Here is a 25022-nt window from a genome sequence, read left to right as displayed (position 1 = left end):
CTCACTGCGCCACCCAGCCGCCGTCCATGTTGATGGCGGCGCCGCGCAGGTTGTCGGCGGCGGGCGAGCACATGAACACCGCCATCGCGCCCAGTTCCTCGGGCGTGGTGAACTGCAGCGAGGGCTCCTTCTCGGCCAGCAGACGGCGCTTGGCTTCCTCGTTGGAGACACCTTCGGCCGCGGCGCGGGCATCCACCTGCTTCTGCACCAGCGGGGTCAGCACCCAGCCCGGGCAGATGGCGTTGGCGGTCACGCCGGTGGTGGCGGTTTCCAGCGCGGTGGTCTTGGTCAGGCCGATGATGCCGTGCTTGGCCGCCACATAGGCCGACTTGTTGGCCGAGGCCACCAGGCCGTGCACCGAGGCCACGTTGATGATGCGGCCCCAGCCGCGGGCCTTCATGCCCGGCAGGGCCAGGCGGGTGGTGTGGAAGGCCGAGGACAGGTTGATCGCGATGATCGCGTCCCAGCGCTCGACCGGAAATTCGTCCACCGGCGCCACGTACTGGATGCCGGCGTTGTTGACCAGGATGTCCAGAGCGCCGAACTGGCTCTGGCAGGCCGAAATCATCTCGGCGATCTCGCCGGGCTGGCTCATGTCCGCGCCGTGGTAGCCCACGGCCACACACAGGGCGGCCACCTCGGCCTTGGCGGCTTCCACCTCGCCGAAGCCGTTGAGCATCACGTTCGCACCCTGGGCGGCCAGGGCCTTGGCAATGCCCAGGCCGATGCCGCTGGTGGAACCCGTGACCAAGGCCGTTTTTCCTTTGAGCATATGCAAGTCTCCTTGAGGTGAAAGCGTGGTTTGGTTGCTACAGTGGATTATCTGGCCCACGACATGCCCATGCCGCGCGCGACATCATCATGAACGACTTTTCCAGCCCCGAGCCTCGCCTGCGTTTTGTGCAATGCCTGGACAGCCGCGGCCTGCACCGCATGGCCTACCACGAGTGGGGTGACGCGGCCAATCCGAAGGTGCTGGTCTGCGTGCACGGCCTGACCCGCCAGGGGCGGGACTTCGACGTGCTGGCCCAGGCCCTGGCCGATGACTACCGCGTGATCTGCCCCGATGTGGTGGGCCGCGGGGAATCCGACTGGCTGGCCGACCCGATGGGCTACGCCATTCCCTACTACGTGGCCGACATGGTGACGCTGCTGGCCCGGCTGGATGCGCAAGAGGTGCACTGGGTGGGCACGTCGATGGGCGGGCTGATCGGCCTGGGCGTGGCCAGCCTGGCGGGCTCGCCGGTGAGCCGCCTGGTGCTCAACGACGTCGGCCCGGCCATCGAGCCGGCCTCGCTGCAGCGCATCGGCCAGTACCTGGGGCAGCCGGCCCACTGGGCCACGCTGGACGAGGCGGCCGACGCGCTGTGGGCCATCTCGCAGAGCTTCGGCCCCCACACCCGTGCGCAATGGCTGGCGCTGACCGAGCACCAGATCACCCCGGACGGCACCGGCTTCAAACCCCATTACGACCCGGCCATCCGCCACGCCTTCACGGCCATCACGCCCGAACTGGCGGCTGCGGGCGAAGCGGCCCTGTGGGCCAGCTATGACCGCATTGCCTGCCCCACGCTGCTGCTGCGCGGCGCGGAGTCCGATCTGCTGTCGCCCGCCACCGCCCAGGCCATGACCCAGCGCGGCCCGCGGGCCCGCTTGCACGAATTCGCCGGCGTGGGCCATGCCCCCACGCTGGTGGCGCCCGACCAGGTGGCCGTCGTGCGCGATTTCCTGTTGTCCCCATGAAGAGTTCTGCCGAGACCCTGAGCAGCACGGCACCGATCGTCTCGCTGGCCTCCGAGCCCGATGAGCGGGTGGCGCCGCAACGCACGGACCATCCCGCCACCGAAGAGGCGCTGGCCGCGCTCAACCGTGCCATGGCCTTTGCCGAGCCGCTGCTGGCCGGCCGCGTGATGGACAGCGGCGAGGACGCCTATGCCCACGCCCAGGGCGTGGCCGCCATCCTGGCCAGCATCGGCGGTGGGCCCTCGCTGCAGGCCGCGGCCTTCCTGGTCTATGCGGCCGACTTCCTGCAGCGCCCCGAGGACGTGGTGGAGAAGGCTTTCGGGCCGTCCTACGCCAGCCTGGTGGTGCTCACCCGCAAGCTGGTGCAGATCCAGCGCGCCGCGCGCGAAGCCCAGTTGGGCGATGCCCAGCGCGCCGAGCAGACCGAGCGCGTGCGCAAGATGCTGCTGGCCTTCTCCAAGGACCTGCGGGTGGTGCTGCTGCGCCTGGCTTCGCGCCTGCAGACGCTGCGCTGGTTTGCCGCCAGCAAGCGCGACTGCCCGGTGGCCCTGGCCGAAGAGGCCAAGGCCGTGTTCGCGCCGCTGGCCAATCGCCTGGGCATCTGGCAGATCAAGTGGGAACTGGAGGACCTGTCCTTCCGCTTCCTGCAGGGCGACGAGTACCGCCGCATCGCCAAGCTGCTGGCCGAGAAGCGCGTGGAGCGCGAGGCCAGCGTGGAAGCCGCCCGCCTGCAGATGGGCAGCGACCTGCAGTCCCACGGCATCCCGGCCGTGGTCTATGGCCGGCCCAAGCACATCTACAGCATCTGGAAGAAGATGCAGGGCAAGCACCTGCCCTTCGAGAAGGTGATGGACGTGCGCGCGCTGCGCGTGGTGGTGGCCGACATCCCGGCCTGCTATGCCGCGCTCAGCCGCGTGCACGAGCGCTACCGCGCGGTGGCCGCCGAATACGACGACTACATCGCCAAGCCCAAGCCCAACGGCTACCGTTCGCTGCACACCGTGGTACTGGACGACGAGGGCCGGCCGCTGGAGGTGCAGATCCGCACCCAGGAGATGCACGAGCATGCCGAGTACGGCGTGGCCGCGCACTGGGCCTACAAGGAGGCTGGCACCAAGGGCTATGGCGGCGTCAGCGCCGCGGGTGAGTTCGAGCAGCGCGTGGCCGAGGCCCGCAAGGCCGTGCTGCGCCAGCTGCTGGCCTGGGAGCGTGATTTTTCGGGCCAGGGCGCCGGCCAGGTGCAGGGCCGCTTCGACGACCGCGTCTACGTCTTTACCCCGCAGGCTGCGCTGGTGGAGCTGACCGCCGGCGCCACCCCGGTGGACTTTGCCTACGCCCTGCACACCGACCTGGGCCACCGCTGCCGCGGCGCCAAGGTGGACGGGGCCATGGTGCCGCTGACCACCCCGCTGGCCAACGGCCAGACGGTGGAGATCACCGCGGTCAAGGAAGGCGGCCCCTCGCTGGACTGGCTCAACCCCGAGGCCGGTTTCCTCAAGAGCCCGCGGGCCCGCGCCAAGGTGCGCGCCTGGTTCAACGCCCGGGCCCAGGCCGACACCATCGCCCGCGGCCGCGAGGCGGTGGAAAAGCTGCTGCAGCGCGAAGGCAAGACCGCCCTCAAGCTCAGCGAGCTGGCCAGCCAGCTGGGCTTCAAGGAAGCCGACGACCTCTTCGAGCTGGTGGGCAAGGACGAATACTCGCTGCGCAACATCGAGCAGCTGCTGCGCCCGCCGCCCGCGCCGTCCGAAGACGACAACCCGCTGCTCAAGCGCACCGCCAGTGACGCACCCACCGCGCGCGGTGGCGTGCTGGTGGTGGGCGTGGACAGCCTGCTGACCAACCTGGCGCGCTGCTGCCGGCCCGCGCCGCCCGACGCCATCGGCGGCTTCGTCACCCGCGGCAAGGGCGTGGCCGTGCACCGGCAGGACTGTTCCAACTTCCGCCACATGGCCGACCGCATGCCCGAGCGGGTGATCGCCGTCACCTGGGGCGCGGCCGCCAAGGCCGGCGAAGCCGCCTACCCGGTGGACGTGCAGATCGAAGCCGCCGACCGCACCGCGCTGCTGCGCGACATCTCCGAAGTGTTCGCCAAGGAACGCATGCAGGTGGTGGGCGTGCACAGCCAGACGGTGACCGACATGCACGGCCGCACCGCCCGCATGACCTTCACCATCGAGGTGGCGGACGCATCGCGCCTGCAGCAGGTGCTGGTGCAGGTGGGGCAGGTGGCCGGCGTGCGCCAGGTGCGTCGCCGCTGATCACCGAAAATTTTCAGCAGAAACTTGCACAGTTGCTGAAAAGCGGTCTATACTGCGAGGCTCAGCAGGCGCGTAGCTCAGTTGGTTAGAGCACCACCTTGACATGGTGGGGGTCGTTGGTTCGAATCCAATCGCGCCTACCAAATGCCAAGCCCTCAGTTCCGGTGGAACTGGGGGCTTTTTGCTTTGGGGCGGCGAGGGAAGCAGGCCTTTGGCCCTCCGTGCTCTTGCTGCCCTGGCCCACCGCCTGATCCAGGCCCGTGGATGGGCTGCCAGCGCGGCGCCCGTTTGCATTTGGTGACTTCGGGCGCATCGAACCGGTTCAAAATGTGCGAATCACACAGTCACCGCATTGGGTGAAGGGGTATTCGCATGACAAGCTTTCGACGCATCTGGGCCGTTCTCGGTCTGACCACCGCCGCGCTGCTGGCGGCCTGTGGTGGTGGGGGCTCATCCACAAGCACCAGTGGCACCACCGGCACGCTCCGTGTGAGCCTGACCGATGCGCCGGCCTGCGGTTTCGACCAGGTCAACGTCACCGTCGAGAAGGTGCAGGTCAACCAGAGCGCCTCGGCCTCCGACAGTGATCCGGGCTGGATCGACATTGCGCTGAACCCGGCGCTGCGGGTGGACCTGCTGACGCTGAGCAACGGGGTGCTGGCGGAGCTGGGCCAGGTGCCCCTGGCCGCGGGCCATTACAGCCAGATGCGGCTGGTGCTGGCCGAGAACAGCAGCAGTGATCCGCTGGCCAACTCGGTGGTGCCCACCGGGGGCAGCGAGCAGCCGCTGACCACGCCGAGCGCCCAACAGACGGGCCTGAAGATCAATGTGGACCTGGACGTGCAGGCCAACCAGATGGTCGACATGGTGCTGGATTTCGACGCCTGCAAGTCGGTCGTGACGGCCGGCGCCTCGGGCAAGTACATCCTCAAGCCCGTGATCAAGGCCACGCCCGCCTACATCTCGGGGGTGGGCGGCTATGTGGATGCCGCGCTGGCCAATGGCCTGACCACGGTGTCGCTGCAGCAGGACGGGGTGGTCATCAAGGCCACGGCCCCGGACGCGACCGGCAAGTTCCTGCTGCAGCCGGTGGCCCCGGGCCGCTACGACTTCGTGATCACCTCTCCCGGCTTCGCCACGTTGGTGGTCACGGGGGTGACGGTCGATTCGGGTCTGGTGACGACGATCAGCACGTCGGGCATGCCGCTGTTGCCGCCCGTGGCCGGCGTGGGCACGCTGGCCGGTGTGGTCACCACCCCGGCCGTCTCAGTCGACGCCCAGATCAGCGCCGCGCAGCACCTGGGCAACGGCGACTGGATCGTGGTGGGCAGCACCCTGGCCGACGCGGACAGCGGCGCCTACGCGCTGGACCTGCCTGCGGCCGCCCCCTGGGTGGCCCCGTATGTGGCCGGGGGCAGCCTGGTGTTCGCTGCCGACGCCACGGCCGGCAGCGCCTACACGCTGAACGCCGAGTCGGCCGGTGTGCTGCAGACGGCCGGGCCGCTGACCGTGGGCACGGGCACCACGGTCACGACCAACTTCGCGTTCTGACGCGGGCTGGCGGCCTCAGACGGCCGCCAGCGCCTGGTCGAGGTCGGCGATCAGGTCGTCCACATGTTCGATGCCGACCGACAGGCGCACCGCGTCTTCGCTCACGCCGGCCTTCTCCAGTTCTTCCGGTGACAGCTGCCGGTGGGTGGTGGAGGCCGGGTGGGTGGCCAGCGACTTGGCGTCGCCGATGTTCACCAGGCGGGTGAAGAGCTTCAGCCCATCCAGGAAGCGGGCGCCGGCCTCGCGGCCCTGGCCGGCCGGGGCCTTCACGCCGAAGGTGAACAGCCCCGAGGGGCGGCCGCCCAGGTACTTCTTCGCCAGCGGGTACTCGGGGTGGTCCTCCAGCCCGGCGTAGTTGACCCAGCCCACCTTGGGGTGTTGCTGCAGGTATTGGGCCAGCGCCAGGGTGTTGTCGCAGATGCGGTCCATGCGCAGGGCCAGGGTTTCGATGCCCTGCAGGATCTGGAAGGCGTTGAAGGGCGAGATGGCCGCGCCGGTGTTGCGCAGGGGCACCACGCGTGCCCGGCCGATGTAGGCCGCCGGGCCCAGGGCCTCGGTGTAGACCACGCCGTGGTAGCTCACGTCCGGCTCGTTCAGGCGCTTGAAGCGGGCCTTGTGCTCGGCCCAGGGGAACTTGCCGGAATCGATGATGGCGCCGCCCAGGCTGGTGCCGTGGCCGCCCAGGTACTTGGTGAGCGACTGCACCACGATGTCGGCGCCATGCTCGATCGGCCGGCACAGGTAGGGGCTGGCCACCGTGTTGTCCACGATCAGCGGGATGCCGTGGCGGTGGGCGATCTCGGCCAGGCGGGCGATGTCCGTCACATTGCCCTTGGGGTTGCCCAGGGTCTCGGCATAGATGGCCCTGGTGCGTTCGTCGATCAGGGTCTCGAACTGCTCGGGCTGGCGGTAGTCGGCAAAGCGGGTCTGTATGCCGTACTGCGGCAGGGTGTGGGCCAGCAGGTTGTAGGTGCCGCCGTACAGGGCGCTGGACGAGACGATGTTGTCGCCCGCCTCGGCGATGGTCAGGATGGCGTAGGTGACCGCCGCCTGGCCCGAGGCCAGGGCCAGCGCGGCGATGCCGCCTTCCAGGGCCGCCACCCGCTTTTCCAGCACGTCGGTGGTCGGGTTCATGATGCGGGTGTAGATGTTGCCCGCCACCTTCAGGTCGAACAGATCGGCGCCGTGCTGGGCGCTGTCGAAGGCGTAGGCCACTGTCTGGTACAGCGGCACGGCCACGGCCTTGGTGGCGGGGTCGGGGGTGTAGCCGGCATGGACGGCCAGGGTTTCGAAGCGGTGTTCGGCGCTGCTCATGGGGGTGCGTTCTGAGGTTGTGGTGAGGAAGAGGGAACGGTTCAGCCCGACAGCCTAGCGGCTGCGGGGCGTTTCGCGAAGCCGGTTTCCCGCATGGACAGATGCGCAAACCGTTGGCCTTTGTTGCAGCGCATCCAACCGTGCAATCCCGGGGCTGGGCGGCCAAGGGCGACCACTAGAATCGATTGAAACCCTGCCCCCCACGGGGCACCCACCCATCGGAGCCCGCCGCCATATGACGCAAGAGCCCAAGGACGCCGCAGGCGCGGCCTCGACCGCCGCCCTGCGCATCCTCAAGAAGTACCCGAACCGGCGTCTGTACGACACCCAGGCCAGTTGCTACATCACGCTTGCCGACGTCAAGCAGATGGTGCTGGACGGCATCGAGTTCGAGGTGCGGGACGCCAAGACCGGCGAGGACCTGACCCGCAGCATCCTGCTGCAGATCATCCTGGAGGAAGAGGCGGGCGGCATGCCCATGTTCAGCGCCCGCTCGCTGGCGCAGATCATCCGCTTCTACGGCCATGCCATGCAGGGCGTGATGGGCAACTACCTGGAGAAGAACCTCCAGACCTTCGTGGACATGCAGGGCCGGCTGGCCGAGCAGGCCAGCGGCCTGTACGACCCCAAGAGCTTCACGCCCGAGATGTGGACCCAGCTGATGAGCGGCCAGGCCCCGGTGATGCAGGGCCTGATGGGCAGCTACCTGGAACAGTCCCAGCAGCTCTTCCAGCAGATGCAGGAACAGATGCAGAAGCAGGCCGGCAACCTGTTCGGCGGCTTCCCGCCGCCGCCGGCACAGAAGTAGTTCACGCACCGGGGCCGGGGCGGGTTTGAGACAATCCCGCCCCATGAGCTCCGCACCCGACACCGCCGCCGCCACCCCGAACACCCCCGGCGACGCCCCCACCATCGGCTTCGTCAGCCTGGGCTGCCCCAAGGCGCTGACCGATTCCGAGCTGATCCTCACCCAGCTCTCGGCCGAAGGCTACAAGACCGCCAAGACCTACCAGGGCGCCGACCTGGTCATCGTCAACACCTGCGGCTTCATTGATGACGCCGTGCAGGAGAGCCTGGACGCCATCGGCGAGGCCCTGGCCGAGAACGGCAAGGTCATCGTCACCGGCTGCCTGGGCGCGCGAGAGGGCGCGGACGGCGGCAACATGGTGCGCGAGGTGCACCCCAAGGTGCTGGCCGTGACCGGCCCGCATGCCACCCAGGAGGTGATGGACGCGGTGCACCAGCACGTGCCCAAGCCGCACGACCCCTTCGTGGACCTGGTGCCGGCCGCCGGCATCAAGCTCACCCCCAAGCACTACGCCTACCTGAAGATCAGCGAGGGCTGCAACCACCGCTGCACCTTCTGCATCATCCCCAGCATGCGCGGCGACCTGGTCTCCCGCCCGGTGGGCGATGTGCTCAACGAGGCCCGGGCCCTGTTCGAGGGCGGGGTGAAGGAGCTGCTGGTCGTCAGCCAGGACACCTCGGCCTACGGCGTGGACGTGAAGTACCGCACCGGCTTCTGGAACGGCGCGCCGGTCAAGACCCGCATGCTCGACCTGGCGGCCAAGCTGGGCGAGCTGGCCCGCGAACACGGCGCCTGGGCGCGCATGCACTATGTCTACCCCTACCCGCATGTGGACGAGGTCATCCCGCTGATGGCCGAGGGCCTGGTGCTGCCCTACCTGGATGTCCCCTTCCAGCATGCCCACCCGGATGTGTTGAAGCGCATGAAGCGCCCGGCCAGCGGCGAGAAGAACCTCGAGCGCATCCTGCGCTGGCGCGAGCTGTGCCCGGAGATCGTGATCCGCTCGACCTTCATCGCCGGCTTCCCGGGCGAGACCGAAGAAGAGTTCCAGTACCTGCTGGACTTCCTGCGCGAGGCGCAGATCGACCGGGCCGGCTGCTTCGCCTATTCGCCGGTGGACGGCGCCACCGCCAACGCGCTGCCGGGCGCGCTGCCCGACGACGTGCGCGAGGAGCGGCGTGCCCGCTTCATGGCCGTGGCCGAGCAGGTCTCCATCGAGCGCCTGCGCCGCCGCGTGGGCGCCACCATGCAGGTGCTGGTGGACAGCGCGCCGGCCCTGGGCCGCCGCGGCGGGGTGGGGCGCACCTACGCCGACGCGCCGGAGATCGACGGCACGGTGCGCATCCTGCCGCCGGCCAAGGCCTCGGTGCAGCTGAAGGTGGGCGAGTTCGCCAAGGTCCGCATCGTCGGGGCCGAGGGCCACGACCTGGTCGGCGAACCCTTCTGATCCCTCCGCGCAGGCCCGTCCCATGAGTGATTCCAAGTCCACCGACCTGATCCACCACCCCTACCAGGCCCCGGGCGATTTCGAATCGCCGGTGGTGCCGGTGTGCAAGGGCTCGACCGTCTACTTCCCGAACATGGCCGCGCTGCGCCAGCGGCAGTGGGTGGACAAGAGCGCCTACACCTACGGCCTGCACGGCACGCCCACCACCTTCACGCTGGAAGCCCGGCTGGCCACGCTGGAAGGCGCCCAGCACGTGCTGCTGGCCCCCAGCGGTCTGTCGGCCATCACCGTGGTCAACATGGGCCTGCTGAAGGCGGGTGACACCCTGCTGCTGCCGGACAACGTCTACAACCCCAGCAAGGACTTCGCGCGCCACGAGATGGCGGCCTGGGGCATCGGCCACCGCCTGTACGACGCGATGCAGCCCGAGAGCCTGGCCCAGGCGCTGGACGAGACCGTCAAGCTGGTCTGGCTGGAGGCGCCGGGCTCGGTGACGCTGGAGTTCCCCGACCTGCCGGCCCTGGTGCGCACGGTGCGCGAGAAGGCGCCGCAGGCCGTGATCGCCCTGGACAACACCTGGGGCGCCGGCTTGGCCTTCGATGCCTTTGCGCTGGGCGAGGGTCTCGGCGTGGACCTGACCATCCATGCGCTGACCAAGTACCCCTCCGGCGGCGGCGATGTGCTGATGGGCTCGGTGGCCTGCCGCGACACGGCCCTGTACGAAAAGCTGGCCTGGACGCACAGCCGCCTGGGCCTGGGCGTGGGCGCCAACGACGTGGAGCTGGTGCTGCGCAACCTGCCCAGCCTGCCGCTGCGCTATGCGGCGCAGGACGCCGCCGCCCGGCGCATCGCGGCCTGGGCGCAGACCCAGCCGCAGGTGGCGCGGGTGCTGCACCCGGCGCTGCCGGATTCCCCCGGCCATGCCCACTGGGCGGCGCTGTGCCGCGCCGCGGCCGGCCTGCTGACGCTGGAGATGGATCCGCGTTTCAGCGCCGCGCAGGTGGACAGCTTCGTCGATGGGCTGCAGCGTTTCCGCATCGGCTGGAGCTGGGGCGGGCCGGTGAGCCTGGCCGTGCCCTACCAGGGTGGCGCCATGCGCAAGCTGGGCAGCCCCTACCGCGGCACGCTGGTGCGCCTGTGCATCGGCCTGGAGGCGGTGGACGATCTGATCGCCGATCTGGCCGCTGGCCTGGCCCGGCTGGACGGTCGCTGAGGCGGGATCAGTCCTGCCCGTCAGCGGATGACCAGCGCACCCGCCGCTCGCCCAGCGCCAGGCGCTGGATGCGGCGGTGGATGGTGGAGCGGCTGACACCCAGCAGGCGGGCCGCTTCGGACACATTGCCCTGGCAGCGCTGCAGCAACTGCTCCAGCGCCATCGCGGGATCTGCGGGGTCGGCTGCCTCGCCCTTCTGCAGGGGCTGCTCCTGGGGGGGCACAAGCAGGGCCGGACGCAGCGCCGCCGTCTGGGGCTCTCCCGCGGCCGCGGCCAGCACCGTCTCCGGCAGATGCTCCGGGCCGAAGCACGGCCCTTCGCTCAGCGCGGCCGCATGGCACAGGGCGTTGTGCAGCTCGCGCAGGTTGCCCGGCCAGCCATGGGCGCGCAGCAGGGCCCGGGCCTCCGGCGTGGGCCGCAGGCCGGGACGCTGAGCCTCGGCCAGGCGGTCGATCAGGGCGTCCAGGTCCTGACGCAGGCGCAGCGGCGGCAGGCTCAGCTGGGCCGCGTTCAGGCGGAACAGCAGGTCCTGGCGGAACAGGCCCTGGTCCACCAGCACCGCAAGGGGCCGGTGGCTGGCCGAGATGACCCGCAGGTCCAGCGGCTTGGGTTGGCGTGCGCCCAGCGGCGTGATCTCCGATTCGGACAGCACGCGCAGCAGCTTGGCCTGCAGGTGCAGCGGCATGTCGCCGATCTCGTCCAGGAACAGGGTGCCGCGGTGCGCGGCCTCCACCAGGCCCGTCTTGCCGCGGCTGGCGCCGCCGGTGTAGGTGCCGGGCAGGTAGCCGAAGAGCTCGCTTTCCAGCAGGGTCTCGGGGATGGCGGCGCAGTTGATGGCGACGAAGGGCCCGGGCCGGCCACTGGCCGCGTGCAGGGCGCGGGCCAGGTACTCCTTGCCGGCACCGGTCTCGCCCTGGATCATCACCGGCAGGCGCTGCGGGGCCAGCCGGGCGGCCTTGTGCAGCAGGGCGTCCAGGTGGGCGTCGCCGGCGGACAGGGCGCGCAGCGCCTGCGGCACCGGGCTGGCTGTGGCGGTGGAGGTGGCCGGGGCTGCGTCGCGCACCGGCGTGGCGCCACCGCGCTGCGGCTCGATGGCGTGGGCGAACAGGATGCTGCCGTCGCGGGCGCGCACGATGCGGTCCTGCGCCAGGCGGTGGCGCAGCAGGCTGGGCAGGCCGTCCACATCCAGCTCGAAGAAGCGCTCCAGCGGCAGGCCCAGCAGGTCGCGCCGCTCGGCCCAGGGCAGGCCGATGGCCTGCGCCAGGATGCGGGCCGCGGCCTGCGTCATGCCGCGCACCCGGCCCGCGCCGTCCAGCGTCAGCGCGGCGTCCGGGTCCACGTCCAGGAAGTCGGGTGAGCGGGACAGGCGCAGGACCCAGTCGCTGCGCGAGCGCTCCATCAGGTGGGCCAGCTCGATGCGCCGGGCCGTGGACGTCACCAGGTGCAGGGCCAGGCTCTGGCTGCTGCGCGATTCGGGCGAGCGCAGCAGCGACAGGTCCAGCACCGCGGCCAGCTCGCCGCGGTGGTCGTAGATGGGCGCGGCGGTGCAGGACAGCGGTGTGTGCGTGTAGTCGAAGTGGTCGCTCTGGTGGATGATCAGCGCCTCGCCACCTTCCAGGCAGGCTCCCACCGCACAGGTGCCGGCACGGTCTTCGCGCCAGTCGGAGCCCAGGTAGAGCCCGGCACGGCGCAGCGCGTCGGCGTCGCCTTCGTGCCCGAGGAAGTCCACCGTGATGCCGTGGCGGTCGGCCAGCAGCAACACGTACTGCAGGCCGGCCAGCTGCTGGTACAGGCGCTCCAGCCCGCTGCGGGCAATGCGGATCAGGGGTTCGGATTCCTCGCGGTGCACCCGCAGCTGGCCCTCGGGGACGATGTAGGCCTCGCAGGTGGCGGCCGGGTCCAGCCGATGGCGTTCGATGCAGCGCTGCCAGCTGCGCAGCACGGCCGCGTCCCGCGCAGGGGCGCCGCGGTTCAGACCGAGGCCGAAGGACTCGATCTCCCGGACGTGGGAGGCGTAGGAGCGTGCGTTCATGCGAAGGGCCACCGTGGGCGTCACTTGATTGTGGGCAAGGGCCCTGCGGCGCTGCATGGAGGTTTACCCACAGCCCGGCGAGGCGGTGCGCGACAGGTCGGTGCGACAGGTGTCGCAGGGTTGTTGCGGCGAACCGTGGCCGATGCAACACCTGTGGCGCGGGACAGGATGCGGCGAACCCTGGCATTCGGGGCCAACGGGGTGGGCGAAGAGGGGCCGGTGCACGGGCCTGCACGAGGGAAGAGGTGCCTCGAAGCCGGGCGCTGCGCGGTGCCGATCCGGTGGCTGGCACAGGCATTGCCGAAAGAGCTGCGGCGCCGACGAGCGCTGCAACACGACACAGGAGACACGCATGACCCTTCCTTCCACCTCCGATCCCCGGGCCGCAGCACAGGCGGTGCTGGACGCGCTCAACCAGGGCCTGGCCGCCGAGAAGAGCGAGGCCGTGGCCGGCCTCTTCGCCGACGAGAGCTACTGGCGCGACCTGGTGCTCTTCACCTGGAACCTGAAGACGATGGAGGGACCGGCGCAGATCACCGAGATGCTGCGCCACCAGCTCAGCCCGGCCCTGCCGGTGCGCTTCGAGCTCGATCCGAAGGAGACGGTGGAGGAGGCTGGGGGCGTGGTCTCGGCCTGGCTGACCATCGACACCAGTCTGGCCCGGGGCACCGGCCACCTGCGCCTGAAGAACGGCCGCATCTGGACCCTGTTGACCACCATGCAGGAGCTCAAGGGCTTCGAGGAGCCGCTGGGCCTGCGCCGGCCCAAGGGGGCCGAGCACGGCATCCACAAGCACCGCCAGACCTGGCTGGAGAAGCGCGAGCAGGAGGCCGCCGAGCTGGGGCGCAGCACGCAGCCCTATGTGCTGGTGATCGGGGGCGGGCAGGGCGGCATCGCCCTGGGCGCGCGGCTGCGCCAGCTGGGTGTGCCGCACATCGTGATCGACACCCATGAACGCCCGGGCGACCAATGGCGCGGGCGCTACAAGTCGCTGTGCCTGCACGACCCGGTCTGGTACGACCACCTGCCGTACCTGCCGTTTCCGGACAACTGGCCGGTGTTCGCGCCCAAGGACAAGATCGGCGACTGGCTGGAGATGTACACCAAGGTCATGGAGGTCAACTACTGGCCGTCCACCCGGGCGACGCAGGCGCGCTGGAACGAGACCACCCAGGCCTGGGAGGTGACGGTGCAGCGCAACGGCGAGACCCTGGTGCTGCGGCCCCAGCAGCTGGTGTTCGCCACCGGCATGTCCGGCAAGCCCAACATCCCGAAGATCAAGGGGCAGGACGTGTTCCGCGGCGAGCAGCAGCACTCCTCGCAACACCCGGGGCCGGACGCCTACCGCGGCAAGAAGGTGGTGGTGATCGGGGCCAACAACTCGGCGCACGACATCTGCGCCGCGCTGTGGGAGCACGAGGCCGACGTCACCATGGTGCAGCGTTCGTCCACCCACATCGTGCGTTCGGACTCGCTGATGGAGATCGGCCTCGGCGCCTTGTATTCGGAGCAGGCCGTGGCCAACGGGGTCAGCACCCGCAAGGCGGACCTGATCTTCGCCTCGCTGCCCTACCGCATCATGGCCGACTTCCAGAAGCCGCTGTACGACCAGATTCGCGAGCGGGATGCGGACTTCTACCGTGCGCTGGAGAAGGCCGGCTTCATGCTGGACTTCGGCGACGATGGCTCGGGCCTGTTCATGAAGTACCTGCGCCGCGCCTCGGGCTACTACATCGACGTGGGGGCTTGCGACCTGGTCATCGACGGCAGCATCAAGCTGCAGTCGGGCAAGGGCATCAGCCACCTCAGCGAGACCGCGGTGGTGCTGGACGACGGCACCGAGCTCCCGGCCGATCTGGTGGTCTATGCCACCGGCTATGGCTCGATGAATGGCTGGGTGGCCGACCTGATCAGCCCCGAGGTGGCCGACCGGGTGGGCAAGGTGTGGGGCCTGGGCTCGGCCACCACCAAGGACCCGGGGCCCTGGGAAGGCGAGCAGCGCAACATGTGGAAGCCCACGCAGCAGCCGGGGCTGTGGTTCCACGGTGGCAATCTGCACCAGTCACGCCACTACTCGCTGTACCTGGCCCTGCAGCTCAAGGCCCGCATGGAGGGGCTGCCGGTGTCGGTCTACGGTCTGCAGGCCGTGCACCACACCCGCTGAACCCGGCTCAGACCAGCCGGCCGGTGGCCGCGAAGCGGTCGGTGGCGGCCACAAGCTCGGCAGCGATGCCGGGCTCGTAGGACGAGTGCCCGGCATCGGGCACGACCACCAGCCGCGCCTGCGGCCAGGCGTCGGCCAGGGCGTGGGCGTAGCGCACCGGGCAGATCACGTCGTAGCGGCCGTGCACGATGATGGCCGGCAGGTGCCGGATGGCCGGCACACCGTCGAGCAACTGCCCGGGCCGCAGAAAGGCCTGGTGGGCGAAGTAGTGCGCCTCCAGCCGGCCCATGCCCAGCGCCGCGGTGTCGTCCGTCATGGCGGCCACCGACTCGGGCTGCGGGCGCAGGTAGATGCAGGCGCCTTCGTAGCGGGCCCAGGCGCGGGCCGCCGGCAGGTAGACCGCGGGGTCGGTGTGGGTCAGGCGGCGCTGGTAGGCGCCCAGCAGGTCGCCGCGCTCGGCCTCGGGGATGAAGCCGGCGAAGGCTTCCCATTCCCTCGGGAAAATGTTGCGCACCCCATAGAGCCACCAGTCGATCTCTTCCTGCGTGCCCAGCCAGATGCCCCGCAGCACCAGGCCCAGGCAGCGCTGAGGATGGGCCTGCGCATAGGCCAGCGACAGGGTGGAGCCCCAGGAGCCGCCGAAGACCAGCCAGCGCTCGATGCCCAGCATCTCGCGCAGCTGCTCGAAGTCGGCGATCAGCCGATCGGTGCTGTTGTCCTGGCAGTCGCCCAGCGGGGTGGACTGGCCCGAGCCGCGCTGGTCCAGCAGGACGATGTGGTAGCGGGCCGGATCGAAGTAGCGGCGGCTGCGCGGCGAGGTGCCCGCGCCGGGGCCGCCGTGCACGAAGATGACCGGGATGCCGGCGGGGTTGCCGCTGGTCTCCCAGTAGAGGCTGTGGCGGCCATCGACCTGCAGATGGCCGCTGCGCAGCGGCTCCAGCGGCGGGTAGAGGATGTCGTCCAGGGTGCGGGTGCTGCGGCTCATCGCGTGGGGTTCAGTCCTTGGCCGGGCCGGAGACCTTGTGGCGCATCAGCCGGCCCTTCTCGCGTTCCCAGTCGCGCTTCTTCTCGGTCTCGCGCTTGTCGTGCTGGGCCTTGCCCTTGGCCAGTGCGATCTCGGCCTTCACGCGGCCGGCCTTGTAGTGCAGGTTCAGCGGCACCAGGGTGAAGCCGCGCTGTTCCACCTTGCCCACCAGGCGCTTGATCTGCTCCTTGTGCATCAGCAGCTTCTTGGTGCGGTCGGCCTCCGGGTGCACGTGGGTGGAGGCGCTGCGCAGCGCATTGATGCGGCAACCGATCAGGTAGAGCTCGCCGTCGCGGATCACCACGTAGCCGTCGGTGAGCTGCACCTGGCCGGCGCGGATGGCCTTGACCTCCCAGCCTTCCAGCACCACACCGGCCTCGAATTGCTCTTCGATGTGGTATTCGAAACGGGCGCGGCGGTTTTCTGCGATCAGGGCGGACATGGGGGCAATCAGGGTGGGCCGGTGGGCCCCTTAAAATCGGACCATTGTATGAAGCACGTCAAGAAGTCCGTCCTGCTCTGGTACACCCCGGCCGAGATGTACCGCCTGGTGACCGATGTGCCGGCCTACCCGCAGTTCCTGCCCTGGTGTGAACGGGGCGAGATCCTGGAGACGCGTGAGGACGGCGTGACGGCCAAGGTGCACCTGCACTATGCCGGCGTGCGCCACGCCTTCACCACCCGCAACACCCACCAGCCCGACCGGCAGGTGCTGATGCGTCTGGTGGATGGGCCGTTCTCGATGCTCGAAGGCTCCTGGGACTTCCTGCCGCTGGGTTCGACGCAGGAGCCGCCCAAGGCCTGCAAGGTCGAATTCGACCTGCGCTATGCCTTCTCCAGCCGGCCGCTGGAGCTGGTGCTGAGCCCTGTGTTCGACCGGGTGGCCAACACCTTTGTCGAGTCCTTCGTGAAGCGCGCGGAGCAGGTCTATGGCCCCCGCTGAGGTGCCTGCGATGCTGGACATCGAGGTGGCCTACAGCCCGGCGCCGCGCCAGGTCGACCGGGTGGCACTGACGCTGCCGGCGGGCAGCACCGTCGCCCAGGCCCTGCAGGCCAGCGGGCTGCTGGCGCGCCATGGCCTGTCTCTGGACGGTTCGCTGTCGGTGGGCGTGTGGATGAAAGCCCGTCCCCTGGAGACGGTGTTGCGCCCGAATGATCGGGTGGAGATCTGGCGTGCACTCATGGTGGACCCGAAGGAGGCGCGCCGCCAGCGCTACCGCAAGCAGAAGGTGGACAAGGCCGGCTGAGCCTTGTCAGGCCGTCTCGGGCGGCTGCCTCACTCGCAGTTGGCGCTGATCAGTTGCTGGGTGCGGGCGATCTCGTCGGCACGCGCCTTGTCGTCCAGGAACTCGCGCTCGCCCTTGTCGTTGGCGCGGGCCATGCGCACGCCGCTCTGCAGCATCTGCAGCTGGTTGCGCGCGCGCTGGCAGTTCTGGGCCTTCTCCGCGGCCAGACGGTCCTTGGCCGCATTGGCCTTGGCTTCCTTGGCGGCGGCTTGGGCCTGCACCAGCTTGTTCTTGCGGGCCTCCAGATCTCTGTCCATGCCTGTCGAGGCCGCGGAGGCGGGCAGGGCGGCGCCATCGGACGAAGCGGGGGCCACATGTGCGACGCTGGGGCGCTGCAGGATGTCCCTGTCCGGGATCTCGGCGCCTGGCGGCCGGTCGCTGACCATCACATGGCCGTCCCGGTCGCGCCACTTCCAGATGGACTGGGCCGAGGCGGCCGTGGCGGCGAGGGCCAGCAGGCCCAACAGGCAAAGGCGGGACAGCGTCATGGCAGGCTGCGGGAATCAGGTGGTGGAGATCGCATCCGGAAATGCAGCGGGGAGTGTACGGCGGGCGGTCGGACCGCGGGCGAGGCAATGTGTATCCATGCCGACAGGAAAGATGCCTGCGCATTCCGTATAATCCGCTTTTGCGTCTGGAGCTTTCCCCATGCGCCTTCTTGGCAAAGCGCTGACCTTCGACGATGTGTTGCTGGTCCCCGCGTTCTCTCAAGTGCTGCCGCGCGACACCTCGCTGGCAACCCATTTCTCCCGCAACATCGTCCTGAACCTGCCGCTCGTGTCGGCAGCGATGGACACGGTGACCGAGGCCCGCTTGGCGATCACGATCGCCCAGGAAGGTGGCATGGGCATCGTGCACAAGAACCTTACGCCCAAGCAGCAGGCGACCGAGGTGGCGCGGGTCAAGCGCTATGAATCCGGTCTGCTGAAGGACCCCATCACCATCTCGCCCGAGACCCGGGTGCACGAGGTGAAGGCCCTGTCTGCACAGCATGGCATTTCCGGCTTCCCGGTGATCGACGCTGGCAAGGTGGTCGGCATCGTGACCGGCCGCGATCTGCGCTTCGAGACGCGCCTGGATGTGCCGGTGCGCGAGATCATGACGCCCCGCGAGCGCCTTGTCACGGTGAAGGAAGGCGCATCCCTGGCCGAGGCCAAGGAACTGATGCACAAGCACAAGCTCGAGCGCGTGCTGGTCGTCAACGATGCCTTCGAACTGCGTGGCCTGTTCACCGTGAAGGACATCACCAAGCAGACCACCTTCCCGAACGCGGCCCGTGACTCTCACGGCAAGCTGCGCGTGGGTGCGGCGGTGGGCGTGGGTGAGGGGACCGAAGAGCGCGTCGAGTTGCTGGTCAAGGCCGGTGTCGACGCGCTGATCGTGGACACCGCTCATGGCCACTCGGCCGGCGTGATCGAGCGGGTGCGCTGGGTCAAACGCAACTATCCGCAGGTCGAGGTGGTGGGCGGCAACATCGCCACCGGCGCCGCGGCGCTGGCGCTTGTCGAGGCGGGCGCCGATGCGGTCAAGGTCGGCATCGGCCCGGGCTCCATCTGCACCACCCGCATCGTGGCCGGCGTGGGCGTGCCCCAGATCATGGCCATCGACAGCGTGGCCACCGCGCTCAAGGGCACCGGCGTGCCGCTGATCGCCGACGGTGGCATCCGCTACTCGGGTGACATCGCCAAGGCCATCGCCGCCGGTGCCAGCACCGTGATGATGGGCGGCATGTTCGCCGGCACCGAGGAAGCGCCGGGCGAGGTCATCCTCTACCAGGGCCGCAGCTACAAGAGCTACCGCGGCATGGGCTCGATCGGGGCGATGAAGGCCGGTTCGGCCGACCGCTACTTCCAGGAAAACGACGAAACCACCAACCCCAATGCCGACAAACTGGTGCCCGAGGGCATCGAAGGCCGGGTGCCCTACAAGGGCTCGCTGGTTTCGATCATCTACCAGATGGCCGGCGGACTGAGGGCTTCGATGGGCTATTGCGGTTGTGCCACCATCGACGAGATGCGCGACCGCGCCGAGTTCGTCGAGATCACGGCGGCCGGCATCCGCGAAAGCCACGTGCACGATGTGCAGATCACCAAGGAAGCGCCCAACTACCGGGCGGAGTGAGCTCTCCTCGTGACCCTTCGCAGCGCCCGGCCCGTCCGGGCGCTGTCATTGAAGCCTCTGCCTGAAGTCCGATGCGTCCGATGAGCACAGCCGAGAACCCGCAAAGCACTCCTCGCCAGCGGACGGCCGCGATGCCGTTCATCATGCTGACCGTCTTGATCGACATGGTGTCGATCGGGCTCATCATCCCGGTGCTGGCGCCCCTGGTGGGCACGTTCACGGGCTCGCAGACCGACCAGGCCTTCTGGTACGGCATGGTCAGCCTGGCCTTCGGGGTGGCCAACTTCTTCGGCTCGCCGGTGCTGGGCGCCGCGTCCGACCACTTCGGCCGCCGGCCGGTGCTGCTGCTGGGCTTCACCGGCCTGGCGCTGAGCTTCTTCGTCACCGGCCTGGCTACGGCGGTGTGGATGCTGATCGCCGTGCGGCTGGTCAGCGGCGCGCTGCAGGCCAATGCGGCGGTGGCCCAGGCCTATGTGGCCGACATCTCCGCGCCCAGCGAGCGGGCCAAGCGTTTCGGCATGCTGGGGGCCACCTTCGGCATGGGCTTCGTGCTTGGTCCGGTGATGGGTGGGCTGCTGGGGCACATCAGCCTGCATCTGCCCTTCTTCGTGGCCGGCGGGCTGGCCATCGTGAACGCGATCTACGGCGTGTTCGTGCTGCCCGAATCGCTGCCCAAGGAGCGGCGGGTGCCCATCGACTGGCGCAAGGCCAATCCGCTGGCATCGTTGCGGCGGCTGGGCGAGACCGAGGGCATCGGCACCCTCGTGGCGGTCATCGGCCTGTCCAGTCTGGCCCAGTTCATCCTGCACACCACCTGGGTGCTTTACACCACCTTCAAGTTCGGCTGGGGCCCCAAGGAGAACGGCTGGTCGCTGTTCGCCATCGGCGTGATGGCCGTGCTGGTGCAGGGCGGGCTGATCCGCGTGGCGGTCAAGCGCATGGCGCCGCAGCGCATCGCCGTGATCGGCCTGGTGTCCTCGGCCATCTGCTACCTGCTGTGGGGCCTGGCCAACCAGGGTTGGATGATGTACGCCATCATCGTGCTCGACATCTTCGGCATGATGGTCAGCACCACGCTGCAGACGGTCGTGTCCACCGCGGTGGACGAGCATTCCCAGGGGCGCACCCTGGGTTCGGTGGCCTCGCTCAACAGCCTGACCGCCGTGGCTGCGCCGGTGATCGGCTCCTTCCTGCTGCAGCTGACCGCCCATTTCCCGCGCGGGGACTGGCGCATCGGGGCCCCGTTCTATCTGTGCGCCGCACTGCAGGTGCTGGCCACCGTGCTGGCCATCCAACACTTCCGCCGCCATCCCTCTCCGCTCAAGCCCACCGAGGCCGAGGCGGCTCCCACCTGAGATCCCACCATGCATGACAAGATCCTGATCCTCGACTTCGGCTCCCAGGTGACCCAGCTGATCGCACGGCGCGTGCGCGAGGCGCATGTCTACTGCGAGATCCACCCGAACGACGTCTCGGACGACTTCATCCGCAGCTTCGCGCCCAAGGGCATCATCCTGTCGGGCAGCCACGCCAGCACCTACGAGGACCACCAGCTGCGCGCGCCGCAGGCGGTATGGGACCTGGGCGTGCCGGTGCTGGGCATCTGCTACGGCATGCAGACCATGGCGGTGCAACTGGGCGGCGAGGTGAGCTGGAGCGACACCCGCGAGTTCGGCTATGCCGAGGTGCGGGCCCATGGCCACACCCGCCTGTTGAAGGACGTGCAGGACTTCGCCACGGCCGAGGGCCACGGCATGCTCAAGGTCTGGATGAGCCACGGCGACAAGGTCACGACCCTGCCGCCGGGCTTCAAGCTGATGGCCAGCACCCCCAGCTGCCCCATCGCCGGCATGGCCAACGAGGACAAGGGCTACTACGCCGTCCAGTTCCACCCCGAGGTGACCCATACGGTGCAGGGCGCGGCCATGCTGACCCGCTTCGTGCGCGAGATCGCCGGCTGTGCGGGCGACTGGATCATGGGCAACTACATCGAGGAAGCGGTCGCGAAGATCCGCGAGCAGGTGGGCGACGAGGAAGTGATCCTCGGCCTGTCCGGTGGCGTCGATTCGAGCGTGGCTGCGGCCCTGATCCACCGTGCCATCGGTGACCAGCTGACCTGCGTCTTCGTGGACCACGGCCTGCTGCGCCTGAACGAGGGCGACATGGTGATGGACATGTTCGAGGGCAAGCTGCACGCCAAGGTGATCCGCGTCGATGCCAGCGAGCTGTTCCTGGGCCAACTGGCCGGCGTGACCGACCCCGAGAAGAAGCGCAAGATCATCGGCGGCCTGTTCGTCGATGTCTTCAAGGCCGAGGCGGTCAAGCTGAAGGCGGGCGACGGTGGCCACAAGGGCGCGACGTTCCTGGCCCAGGGCACCATCTACCCGGACGTGGTGGAGAGCGGCGGCACCAAGACCAAGAAGGCCACCACCATCAAGAGCCACCACAACGTGGGCGGCTTGCCCGAGCAACTGGGCCTGATGCTGCTGGAGCCGCTGCGCGAGCTGTTCAAGGACGAGGTGCGCGAGCTGGGCGTGGCCCTGGGCCTGCCGCCGGAGATGGTCTACCGCCATCCCTTCCCGGGCCCGGGCCTGGGCGTGCGCATCCTGGGCGAGGTGAAGAAGGAATACGCCGACCTGCTGCGCCGGGCCGATGCCATCTTCATCGACGAGCTGCGCTCCACCATCGAGCCGAATTCCGGCAAGAGCTGGTACGACCTGACCAGCCAGGCCTTCACGGTCTTCCTGCCGGTCAAGAGCGTGGGCGTGATGGGCGACGGCCGCACCTACGACTACGTGGTGGCCCTGCGCGCGGTGCAGACCAGCGACTTCATGACCGCGGACTGGGCCGAGCTGCCCTACAGCCTGCTCAAGAAGGTTTCCAGCCGCATCATCAACGAGGTGCGCGGCATCAACCGCGTCACCTACGACGTCTCGAGCAAACCGCCCGCCACCATCGAGTGGGAGTGAGCCCTTGTCCGGCCAGTTGTCGCTGATGGGCTTCGAGGCGCCTCCGGCTGCGCCGAGGAATGATCGACTGTTCTTCGCCTTGCAGCCCTCGGTGGCGGCCTGCGAGCAGATCACCGCACTCGGCAAGGCGCTGTGCGAGACGCACGGCCTGCACAGCAAACTGATTGCGCCGGAGCGGCTGCACATCACGCTGCACCATCTGGGCGACCATGCCGGTGTGCCTGCTGAGGTGGTGGAGGCCGCGGGCCGCGCGGCCGCACGCATGGCCTGCCCGCCCTTCGAGGTGGTGCTGGACCACGCGATGAGCTTTCGCATGCGGCGCGACAAGGCCCCGTTCGTCCTTCGGTCGGCCGAAGGTCAGGACGGCGCCCTGATGAACTTCCAGCGTGAGCTGGGGCTGGCCATGGCCCGTGAGGGCCTGGGGCATTTGGTGGATGCTCGCTTCACCCCGCATGTGACGCTCAGCTACGCGCCGCGCGAGCTGCCGGAATCGCCGGTCGAACCGCTGCGGTGGACGGTGCGGGAGTTCGTGCTGATCCATAGCCTGTTGGGCAAGGGCGAGCATCGTGTGTTGGCGCGTTGGCCCTTGTCGGGCGCAACCCACGGCTGAGGGCGTCGCGCTCAGCGCGCGGGTTCGATCAGATCCAGCCAGGCCTGGGCCGCATGGGACAGATAGGCCCCGCGCCGCCAGGCCAGCGCCATGTGCCAGGTCAGCGCCGGGGCGGTGAGGCCGACCGTGCGCACGCCGCTGTGACGCCGTTGCTCGGCCATCATCCGGGGCAGGAAGCCGATGCCCAGTCCGGCGGCCACCAGTTCGATCATGAAGTCGATCTGGCTGGTGCGGGCCGCCACATGGGGGGTGAAGCCAACCTGTTGACAGGCCTCCAGAATGATCGGGTTGAGCGCGAAGCCCGACTCGAACAGCACGAAGGGCAGGGCCGAGAGTTGGGCCAGTTCAAGCTCTGAGGCCTGACTCAGAGGATGGGACGCCGCGATCAGGACCACGATGGGTTCCTGGCGCACCAGCTTGAAATCGAACTCGGCGGGCACCGGCGCGAGCAGGCCGGCCAAATCGATCTCGCCGGCCCGCAGCACCTCTTCCAGCCGCTTGGAGCCGTGCTCCACCAGCCGGATGTCGATGCCGGGATAGCGGGCCCGGAACGTGGCAAACACCGGCGCAAAGAGCTGGCTGCTGCCGATGGGGGGCAGGCCCAGGCGGAGTTCACCCCGCTGCAGCCCCCGCAGGGCATTGAGTTCGGCCAACAGATCGTCCTGCTCAGCCAGCAGGGTGAGGGCGCGCCGATGCACGATCTCTCCCGCCGGGGTGAGGCGCGGCGGGTGCACGTCGCGTGCGTATTCCACGCGATGGCGGACACGATTCCACGCTGATGGCGGACAGTGTTCCACCATGATGGCGGACAGTGTTCCACGCTGAAGGCGGACAGCATTCCAAACTGATGGCGGACACCTGCGGGGTGTTCTGAGTGACCCGAACGCGGCATACGCTGCCCGGTTTTTTTGACCGGAGCCAGCGATGCCCACACCCAGGGTCACCATGAGCAAACTACGACACACACTGCAACTGCTGCACCGCGGGGCCTTGAGCACCCGTCAAATCGGTGCCGCCCTCGGCATCTCCAAATCCACTGTCAGCGAGATAGCCAGCTACGCGCGCGTGGCCGGCGTGGACTGGGCTACGGCCCAGAGCCTGAACGACGACGAACTCCAGGCCCGGCTTTACAAGCCACCCGTGGCGCGCGAGTCCCGGCACCTCGAACCCGACCACGCCCACATCCACCGCGAACTGCGCCGACCTGGCGTGACGCTGCAGCTGCTGTGGGAGGAATACCAGCAACAGCACAGCGGTCAGGCGTACAAGTACAGCGCCTTCTGCGAGAAGTACAAGGCTTGGGCCCGGCGCCTGCAGCGCTCCATGCGCCAGACCCACTCGGGCGGTGACAAGCTCTTCGTGGACTACGCCGGCCAGACCGTGCCCGTCGTGGACGCCAGCACCGGCGAGATACGCCCGGCCCAGGTCTTCGTGGCAGTGCTGGGCGCATCGAACTACACCTACGCCTGCGCCACTGCCAGCCAGAAGGCCGCTGACTGGGTGGCCAGCATCATTGCCACGCTGGAGTTCATCGGCGGCGTGCCCCGCCTGCTGGTGCCCGACCAGCCGCGCGCCCTCATGGCCCGCCCCGACCGCTACGAGCCCACCGCGCACCGCCTGCTCGAAGAACTCTGTGCGCACTACAGCCTGGCCGTGATGCCCGCGCGCCCGGCCAAGCCACGCGACAAACCCAAGGTGGAGGTCGCCGTGCAGGTGGTCGAGCGCTGGATTCTGGCCCGGCTGCGCCACCAGACCTTCTTCAGCCTGGCCGAGCTCAACCGGGCGATTGCCGCCTTGCTGGTGGACTTGAACCAGCGCGCGTTCAAGAAGCTGCCGGGCAACCGCGCCAGTGCCTTCGCCGAGCTTGACCGGCCGGCCCTGCGCCCCCTGCCGGCGGTGCGCATGCCCATCGCGCGCTTCAAACCCGCCCGCGTCAACATCGATTACCACGTCGAGCTCGATGGCCACTACTACTCGGTGCCCCACGCCCTGGTGGGCGAGCCGGTGGAGTTGCGCATCACGGCCGGCACGGTCGAAGTCCTGCATGGCGGCAAACGGGTGGCCGCCCACGCCCTCAATCCCCGCCGGGGTGCACACACCACCACACCTGAGCACATGCCGGCCTCGCACCGGGCGCACCTGCAGTGGACGCCGGCCAAGCTCATCGCCTGGGGCGAGCGCGTGGGTGCGGCCACCGCCGCCGTGGTGCGCTGGCAGATGGAGCACCGCCAGCATCCCGAGCAGGGTTACCGCTCCTGTCTGGGCCTCATGCGCCTGGGCCGTGAGTACGGGGCTGACCGGCTGGAGGCCGCCTGTGCGCGGGCGCAGTCGATTCGCTCACCGTCCTACAAGAGCATCGCCTCCATCCTGGGCTGCGGCCTGGACCAGCGGCCGCTGGATGCGCCGATGGCCGCACAGGCGAGCCTGCCGCTGCACGAGAACGTGCGCGGGCCGGACTACTACCACTGAGCTCCAACGCGCA

21 protein-coding genes and 1 tRNA gene are annotated in these 25022 nt (G+C 69.1%); 15 read left to right on the top strand and 7 right to left on the bottom strand.

Annotation, left to right across the window (positions count from 1 at the left end):
- Position 1 precedes the first annotated feature (1 nt).
- On the bottom strand, positions 2 to 772 hold the full coding sequence (locus LRM40_RS10745; RefSeq protein WP_151124492.1) for a 3-hydroxybutyrate dehydrogenase: 771 nt from the start codon (positions 770 to 772) through the stop codon (positions 2 to 4).
- An 89-nt stretch (positions 773 to 861) separates the two neighbouring features.
- Between LRM40_RS10745 and LRM40_RS10740 the strand changes: the two genes are divergently transcribed.
- From LRM40_RS10740 to LRM40_RS10725, 4 genes are all read left to right on the top strand, one after another.
- Positions 862 to 1743 carry an alpha/beta fold hydrolase gene (locus tag LRM40_RS10740; RefSeq protein WP_151124493.1) on the top strand — a complete coding sequence of 294 codons (882 nt, stop codon included), beginning with the start codon at positions 862 to 864 and terminating at the stop codon, positions 1741 to 1743.
- Complete coding sequence (locus LRM40_RS10735; protein ID WP_151124494.1) at positions 1740 to 4001, top strand: RelA/SpoT family protein; 2262 nt, start codon at positions 1740 to 1742, stop codon at positions 3999 to 4001. The genes LRM40_RS10740 and LRM40_RS10735 overlap by 4 nt, the downstream gene beginning before the upstream one ends.
- 66 nt (positions 4002 to 4067) lie before the next feature.
- A tRNA-Val gene (locus tag LRM40_RS10730) sits at positions 4068 to 4144 on the top strand.
- 229 nt (positions 4145 to 4373) lie between these two features.
- On the top strand, positions 4374 to 5552 hold the full coding sequence (locus LRM40_RS10725; protein ID WP_151124495.1) for a DUF4382 domain-containing protein: 1179 nt from the start codon (positions 4374 to 4376) through the stop codon (positions 5550 to 5552).
- 15 nt (positions 5553 to 5567) lie between these two features.
- On the opposite strand, the gene LRM40_RS10720 is transcribed toward LRM40_RS10725, so the two are convergent.
- Positions 5568 to 6866, bottom strand: a complete 1299-nt coding sequence (locus LRM40_RS10720) for an O-acetylhomoserine aminocarboxypropyltransferase/cysteine synthase family protein (RefSeq protein WP_151124496.1) — start codon at positions 6864 to 6866, stop codon at positions 5568 to 5570.
- 235 nt (positions 6867 to 7101) lie between these two features.
- Between LRM40_RS10720 and phaR the strand changes: the two genes are divergently transcribed.
- From phaR to LRM40_RS10705, 3 genes are read left to right on the top strand one after another with little or no spacing between them, the layout of a single operon-like run.
- Positions 7102 to 7674, top strand: a complete 573-nt coding sequence (phaR, locus tag LRM40_RS10715; RefSeq protein WP_151124497.1) for a polyhydroxyalkanoate synthesis repressor PhaR — start codon at positions 7102 to 7104, stop codon at positions 7672 to 7674.
- 43 nt (positions 7675 to 7717) lie between these two features.
- A complete protein-coding gene (rimO, locus tag LRM40_RS10710) occupies positions 7718 to 9121 on the top strand; it encodes a 30S ribosomal protein S12 methylthiotransferase RimO (protein WP_151124498.1) in 1404 nt (467 codons plus the stop codon).
- A 22-nt stretch (positions 9122 to 9143) separates the two neighbouring features.
- Positions 9144 to 10334: a PLP-dependent transferase gene (locus tag LRM40_RS10705; protein ID WP_151124499.1), complete on the top strand. Its 1191-nt coding sequence runs from the start codon at positions 9144 to 9146 to the stop codon at positions 10332 to 10334.
- Between the two features lie 7 nt (positions 10335 to 10341).
- Here LRM40_RS10705 and LRM40_RS10700 read toward each other — a convergent pair whose 3' ends face one another.
- Positions 10342 to 12366 (bottom strand): sigma-54-dependent Fis family transcriptional regulator, encoded by a 2025-nt coding sequence (locus LRM40_RS10700; RefSeq protein WP_151124500.1) that lies wholly within the window; start codon positions 12364 to 12366, stop codon positions 10342 to 10344.
- A 352-nt stretch (positions 12367 to 12718) separates the two neighbouring features.
- On the opposite strand from LRM40_RS10700, the gene LRM40_RS10695 reads away from it, so the two are divergent.
- Positions 12719 to 14530 carry an NAD(P)/FAD-dependent oxidoreductase gene (locus LRM40_RS10695; protein ID WP_151124501.1) on the top strand — a complete coding sequence of 604 codons (1812 nt, stop codon included), beginning with the start codon at positions 12719 to 12721 and terminating at the stop codon, positions 14528 to 14530.
- A 7-nt stretch (positions 14531 to 14537) separates the two neighbouring features.
- On the opposite strand, the gene pip is transcribed toward LRM40_RS10695, so the two are convergent.
- Positions 14538 to 15515, bottom strand: coding sequence for a prolyl aminopeptidase (pip, locus tag LRM40_RS10690; protein WP_151124502.1), 978 nt, complete (start codon positions 15513 to 15515; stop codon positions 14538 to 14540).
- A gap of 10 nt (positions 15516 to 15525) precedes the next feature.
- On the bottom strand, positions 15526 to 15996 hold the full coding sequence (smpB, locus tag LRM40_RS10685) for an SsrA-binding protein SmpB (protein WP_022979416.1): 471 nt from the start codon (positions 15994 to 15996) through the stop codon (positions 15526 to 15528).
- A 48-nt stretch (positions 15997 to 16044) separates the two neighbouring features.
- Here smpB and LRM40_RS10680 point away from each other — a divergent pair, with 48 nt between their 5' ends.
- Both LRM40_RS10680 and LRM40_RS10675 read left to right on the top strand, forming a co-directional pair.
- Positions 16045 to 16497 (top strand): type II toxin-antitoxin system RatA family toxin, encoded by a 453-nt coding sequence (locus LRM40_RS10680; protein ID WP_151124503.1) that lies wholly within the window; start codon positions 16045 to 16047, stop codon positions 16495 to 16497.
- Complete coding sequence (locus LRM40_RS10675) at positions 16484 to 16801, top strand: RnfH family protein (RefSeq protein WP_151124504.1); 318 nt, start codon at positions 16484 to 16486, stop codon at positions 16799 to 16801. The genes LRM40_RS10680 and LRM40_RS10675 overlap by 14 nt, the downstream gene beginning before the upstream one ends.
- 29 nt (positions 16802 to 16830) lie before the next feature.
- On the opposite strand, the gene LRM40_RS10670 is transcribed toward LRM40_RS10675, so the two are convergent.
- Entirely contained in the window at positions 16831 to 17328 is a 498-nt protein-coding gene (locus LRM40_RS10670) for a DUF4124 domain-containing protein (protein ID WP_151124505.1), read from the bottom strand.
- A gap of 160 nt (positions 17329 to 17488) precedes the next feature.
- Here LRM40_RS10670 and guaB point away from each other — a divergent pair, with 160 nt between their 5' ends.
- The 4 genes from guaB to LRM40_RS10650 all read left to right on the top strand — a co-directional run bounded on the left by guaB (position 17489) and on the right by LRM40_RS10650 (position 22540).
- Positions 17489 to 18961 (top strand): IMP dehydrogenase, encoded by a 1473-nt coding sequence (gene guaB / locus LRM40_RS10665; protein ID WP_151124506.1) that lies wholly within the window; start codon positions 17489 to 17491, stop codon positions 18959 to 18961.
- Positions 18962 to 19032: 71 nt separating this feature from the next.
- On the top strand, positions 19033 to 20316 hold the full coding sequence (locus tag LRM40_RS10660; protein ID WP_310739988.1) for a TCR/Tet family MFS transporter: 1284 nt from the start codon (positions 19033 to 19035) through the stop codon (positions 20314 to 20316).
- 9 nt (positions 20317 to 20325) lie between these two features.
- Entirely contained in the window at positions 20326 to 21930 is a 1605-nt protein-coding gene (gene guaA, locus LRM40_RS10655; RefSeq protein ID WP_151124508.1) for a glutamine-hydrolyzing GMP synthase, read from the top strand.
- Positions 21931 to 21934: 4 nt separating this feature from the next.
- A complete protein-coding gene (locus LRM40_RS10650; protein ID WP_151124509.1) occupies positions 21935 to 22540 on the top strand; it encodes a 2'-5' RNA ligase family protein in 606 nt (201 codons plus the stop codon).
- 11 nt (positions 22541 to 22551) lie between these two features.
- Here the strand turns inward: LRM40_RS10650 and LRM40_RS10645 are convergent, their stop codons facing one another.
- On the bottom strand, positions 22552 to 23292 hold the full coding sequence (locus LRM40_RS10645; protein ID WP_231067506.1) for a LysR substrate-binding domain-containing protein: 741 nt from the start codon (positions 23290 to 23292) through the stop codon (positions 22552 to 22554).
- Between the two features lie 172 nt (positions 23293 to 23464).
- Between LRM40_RS10645 and istA the strand changes: the two genes are divergently transcribed.
- Positions 23465 to 25009, top strand: coding sequence for an IS21 family transposase (gene istA, locus LRM40_RS10640; RefSeq protein ID WP_151126052.1), 1545 nt, complete (start codon positions 23465 to 23467; stop codon positions 25007 to 25009).
- The last annotated feature ends 13 nt before the right edge of the window (positions 25010 to 25022 follow it).

The organism is Ideonella dechloratans (genome assembly GCF_021049305.1).
Lineage (GTDB): Bacteria > Pseudomonadota > Gammaproteobacteria > Burkholderiales > Burkholderiaceae_C > Ideonella > Ideonella dechloratans.
This window is presented reverse-complemented; position numbering and strand designations above follow the sequence as displayed.

Bases quoted from the DNA above. Each gene is read 5' to 3' on its own strand.
- LRM40_RS10675 (WP_151124504.1), top strand. From the start codon at position 16,484: ATGGCCCCCGCTGAGGTGCCTGCGATGCTGGACATCGAGGTGGCCTAC.
- LRM40_RS10735 (WP_151124494.1), top strand. From the start codon at position 1,740: ATGAAGAGTTCTGCCGAGACCCTGAGCAGCACGGCACCGATCGTCTCG.
- LRM40_RS10740 (WP_151124493.1), top strand. From the start codon at position 862: ATGAACGACTTTTCCAGCCCCGAGCCTCGCCTGCGTTTTGTGCAATGC.
- LRM40_RS10680 (WP_151124503.1), top strand. From the start codon at position 16,045: ATGAAGCACGTCAAGAAGTCCGTCCTGCTCTGGTACACCCCGGCCGAG.
- LRM40_RS10660 (WP_310739988.1), top strand. From the start codon at position 19,033: ATGCGTCCGATGAGCACAGCCGAGAACCCGCAAAGCACTCCTCGCCAG.
- phaR (WP_151124497.1), top strand. From the start codon at position 7,102: ATGACGCAAGAGCCCAAGGACGCCGCAGGCGCGGCCTCGACCGCCGCC.
- guaA (WP_151124508.1), top strand. From the start codon at position 20,326: ATGCATGACAAGATCCTGATCCTCGACTTCGGCTCCCAGGTGACCCAG.
- guaB (WP_151124506.1), top strand. From the start codon at position 17,489: ATGCGCCTTCTTGGCAAAGCGCTGACCTTCGACGATGTGTTGCTGGTC.
- LRM40_RS10700 (WP_151124500.1), bottom strand. From the start codon at position 12,366: ATGAACGCACGCTCCTACGCCTCCCACGTCCGGGAGATCGAGTCCTTC.
- LRM40_RS10695 (WP_151124501.1), top strand. From the start codon at position 12,719: ATGACCCTTCCTTCCACCTCCGATCCCCGGGCCGCAGCACAGGCGGTG.
- LRM40_RS10720 (WP_151124496.1), bottom strand. From the start codon at position 6,866: ATGAGCAGCGCCGAACACCGCTTCGAAACCCTGGCCGTCCATGCCGGC.
- pip (WP_151124502.1), bottom strand. From the start codon at position 15,515: ATGAGCCGCAGCACCCGCACCCTGGACGACATCCTCTACCCGCCGCTG.
- rimO (WP_151124498.1), top strand. From the start codon at position 7,718: ATGAGCTCCGCACCCGACACCGCCGCCGCCACCCCGAACACCCCCGGC.
- istA (WP_151126052.1), top strand. From the start codon at position 23,465: ATGCCCACACCCAGGGTCACCATGAGCAAACTACGACACACACTGCAA.
- smpB (WP_022979416.1), bottom strand. From the start codon at position 15,996: ATGTCCGCCCTGATCGCAGAAAACCGCCGCGCCCGTTTCGAATACCAC.
- LRM40_RS10705 (WP_151124499.1), top strand. From the start codon at position 9,144: ATGAGTGATTCCAAGTCCACCGACCTGATCCACCACCCCTACCAGGCC.
- LRM40_RS10745 (WP_151124492.1), bottom strand. From the start codon at position 772: ATGCTCAAAGGAAAAACGGCCTTGGTCACGGGTTCCACCAGCGGCATC.
- LRM40_RS10725 (WP_151124495.1), top strand. From the start codon at position 4,374: ATGACAAGCTTTCGACGCATCTGGGCCGTTCTCGGTCTGACCACCGCC.
- LRM40_RS10670 (WP_151124505.1), bottom strand. From the start codon at position 17,328: ATGACGCTGTCCCGCCTTTGCCTGTTGGGCCTGCTGGCCCTCGCCGCC.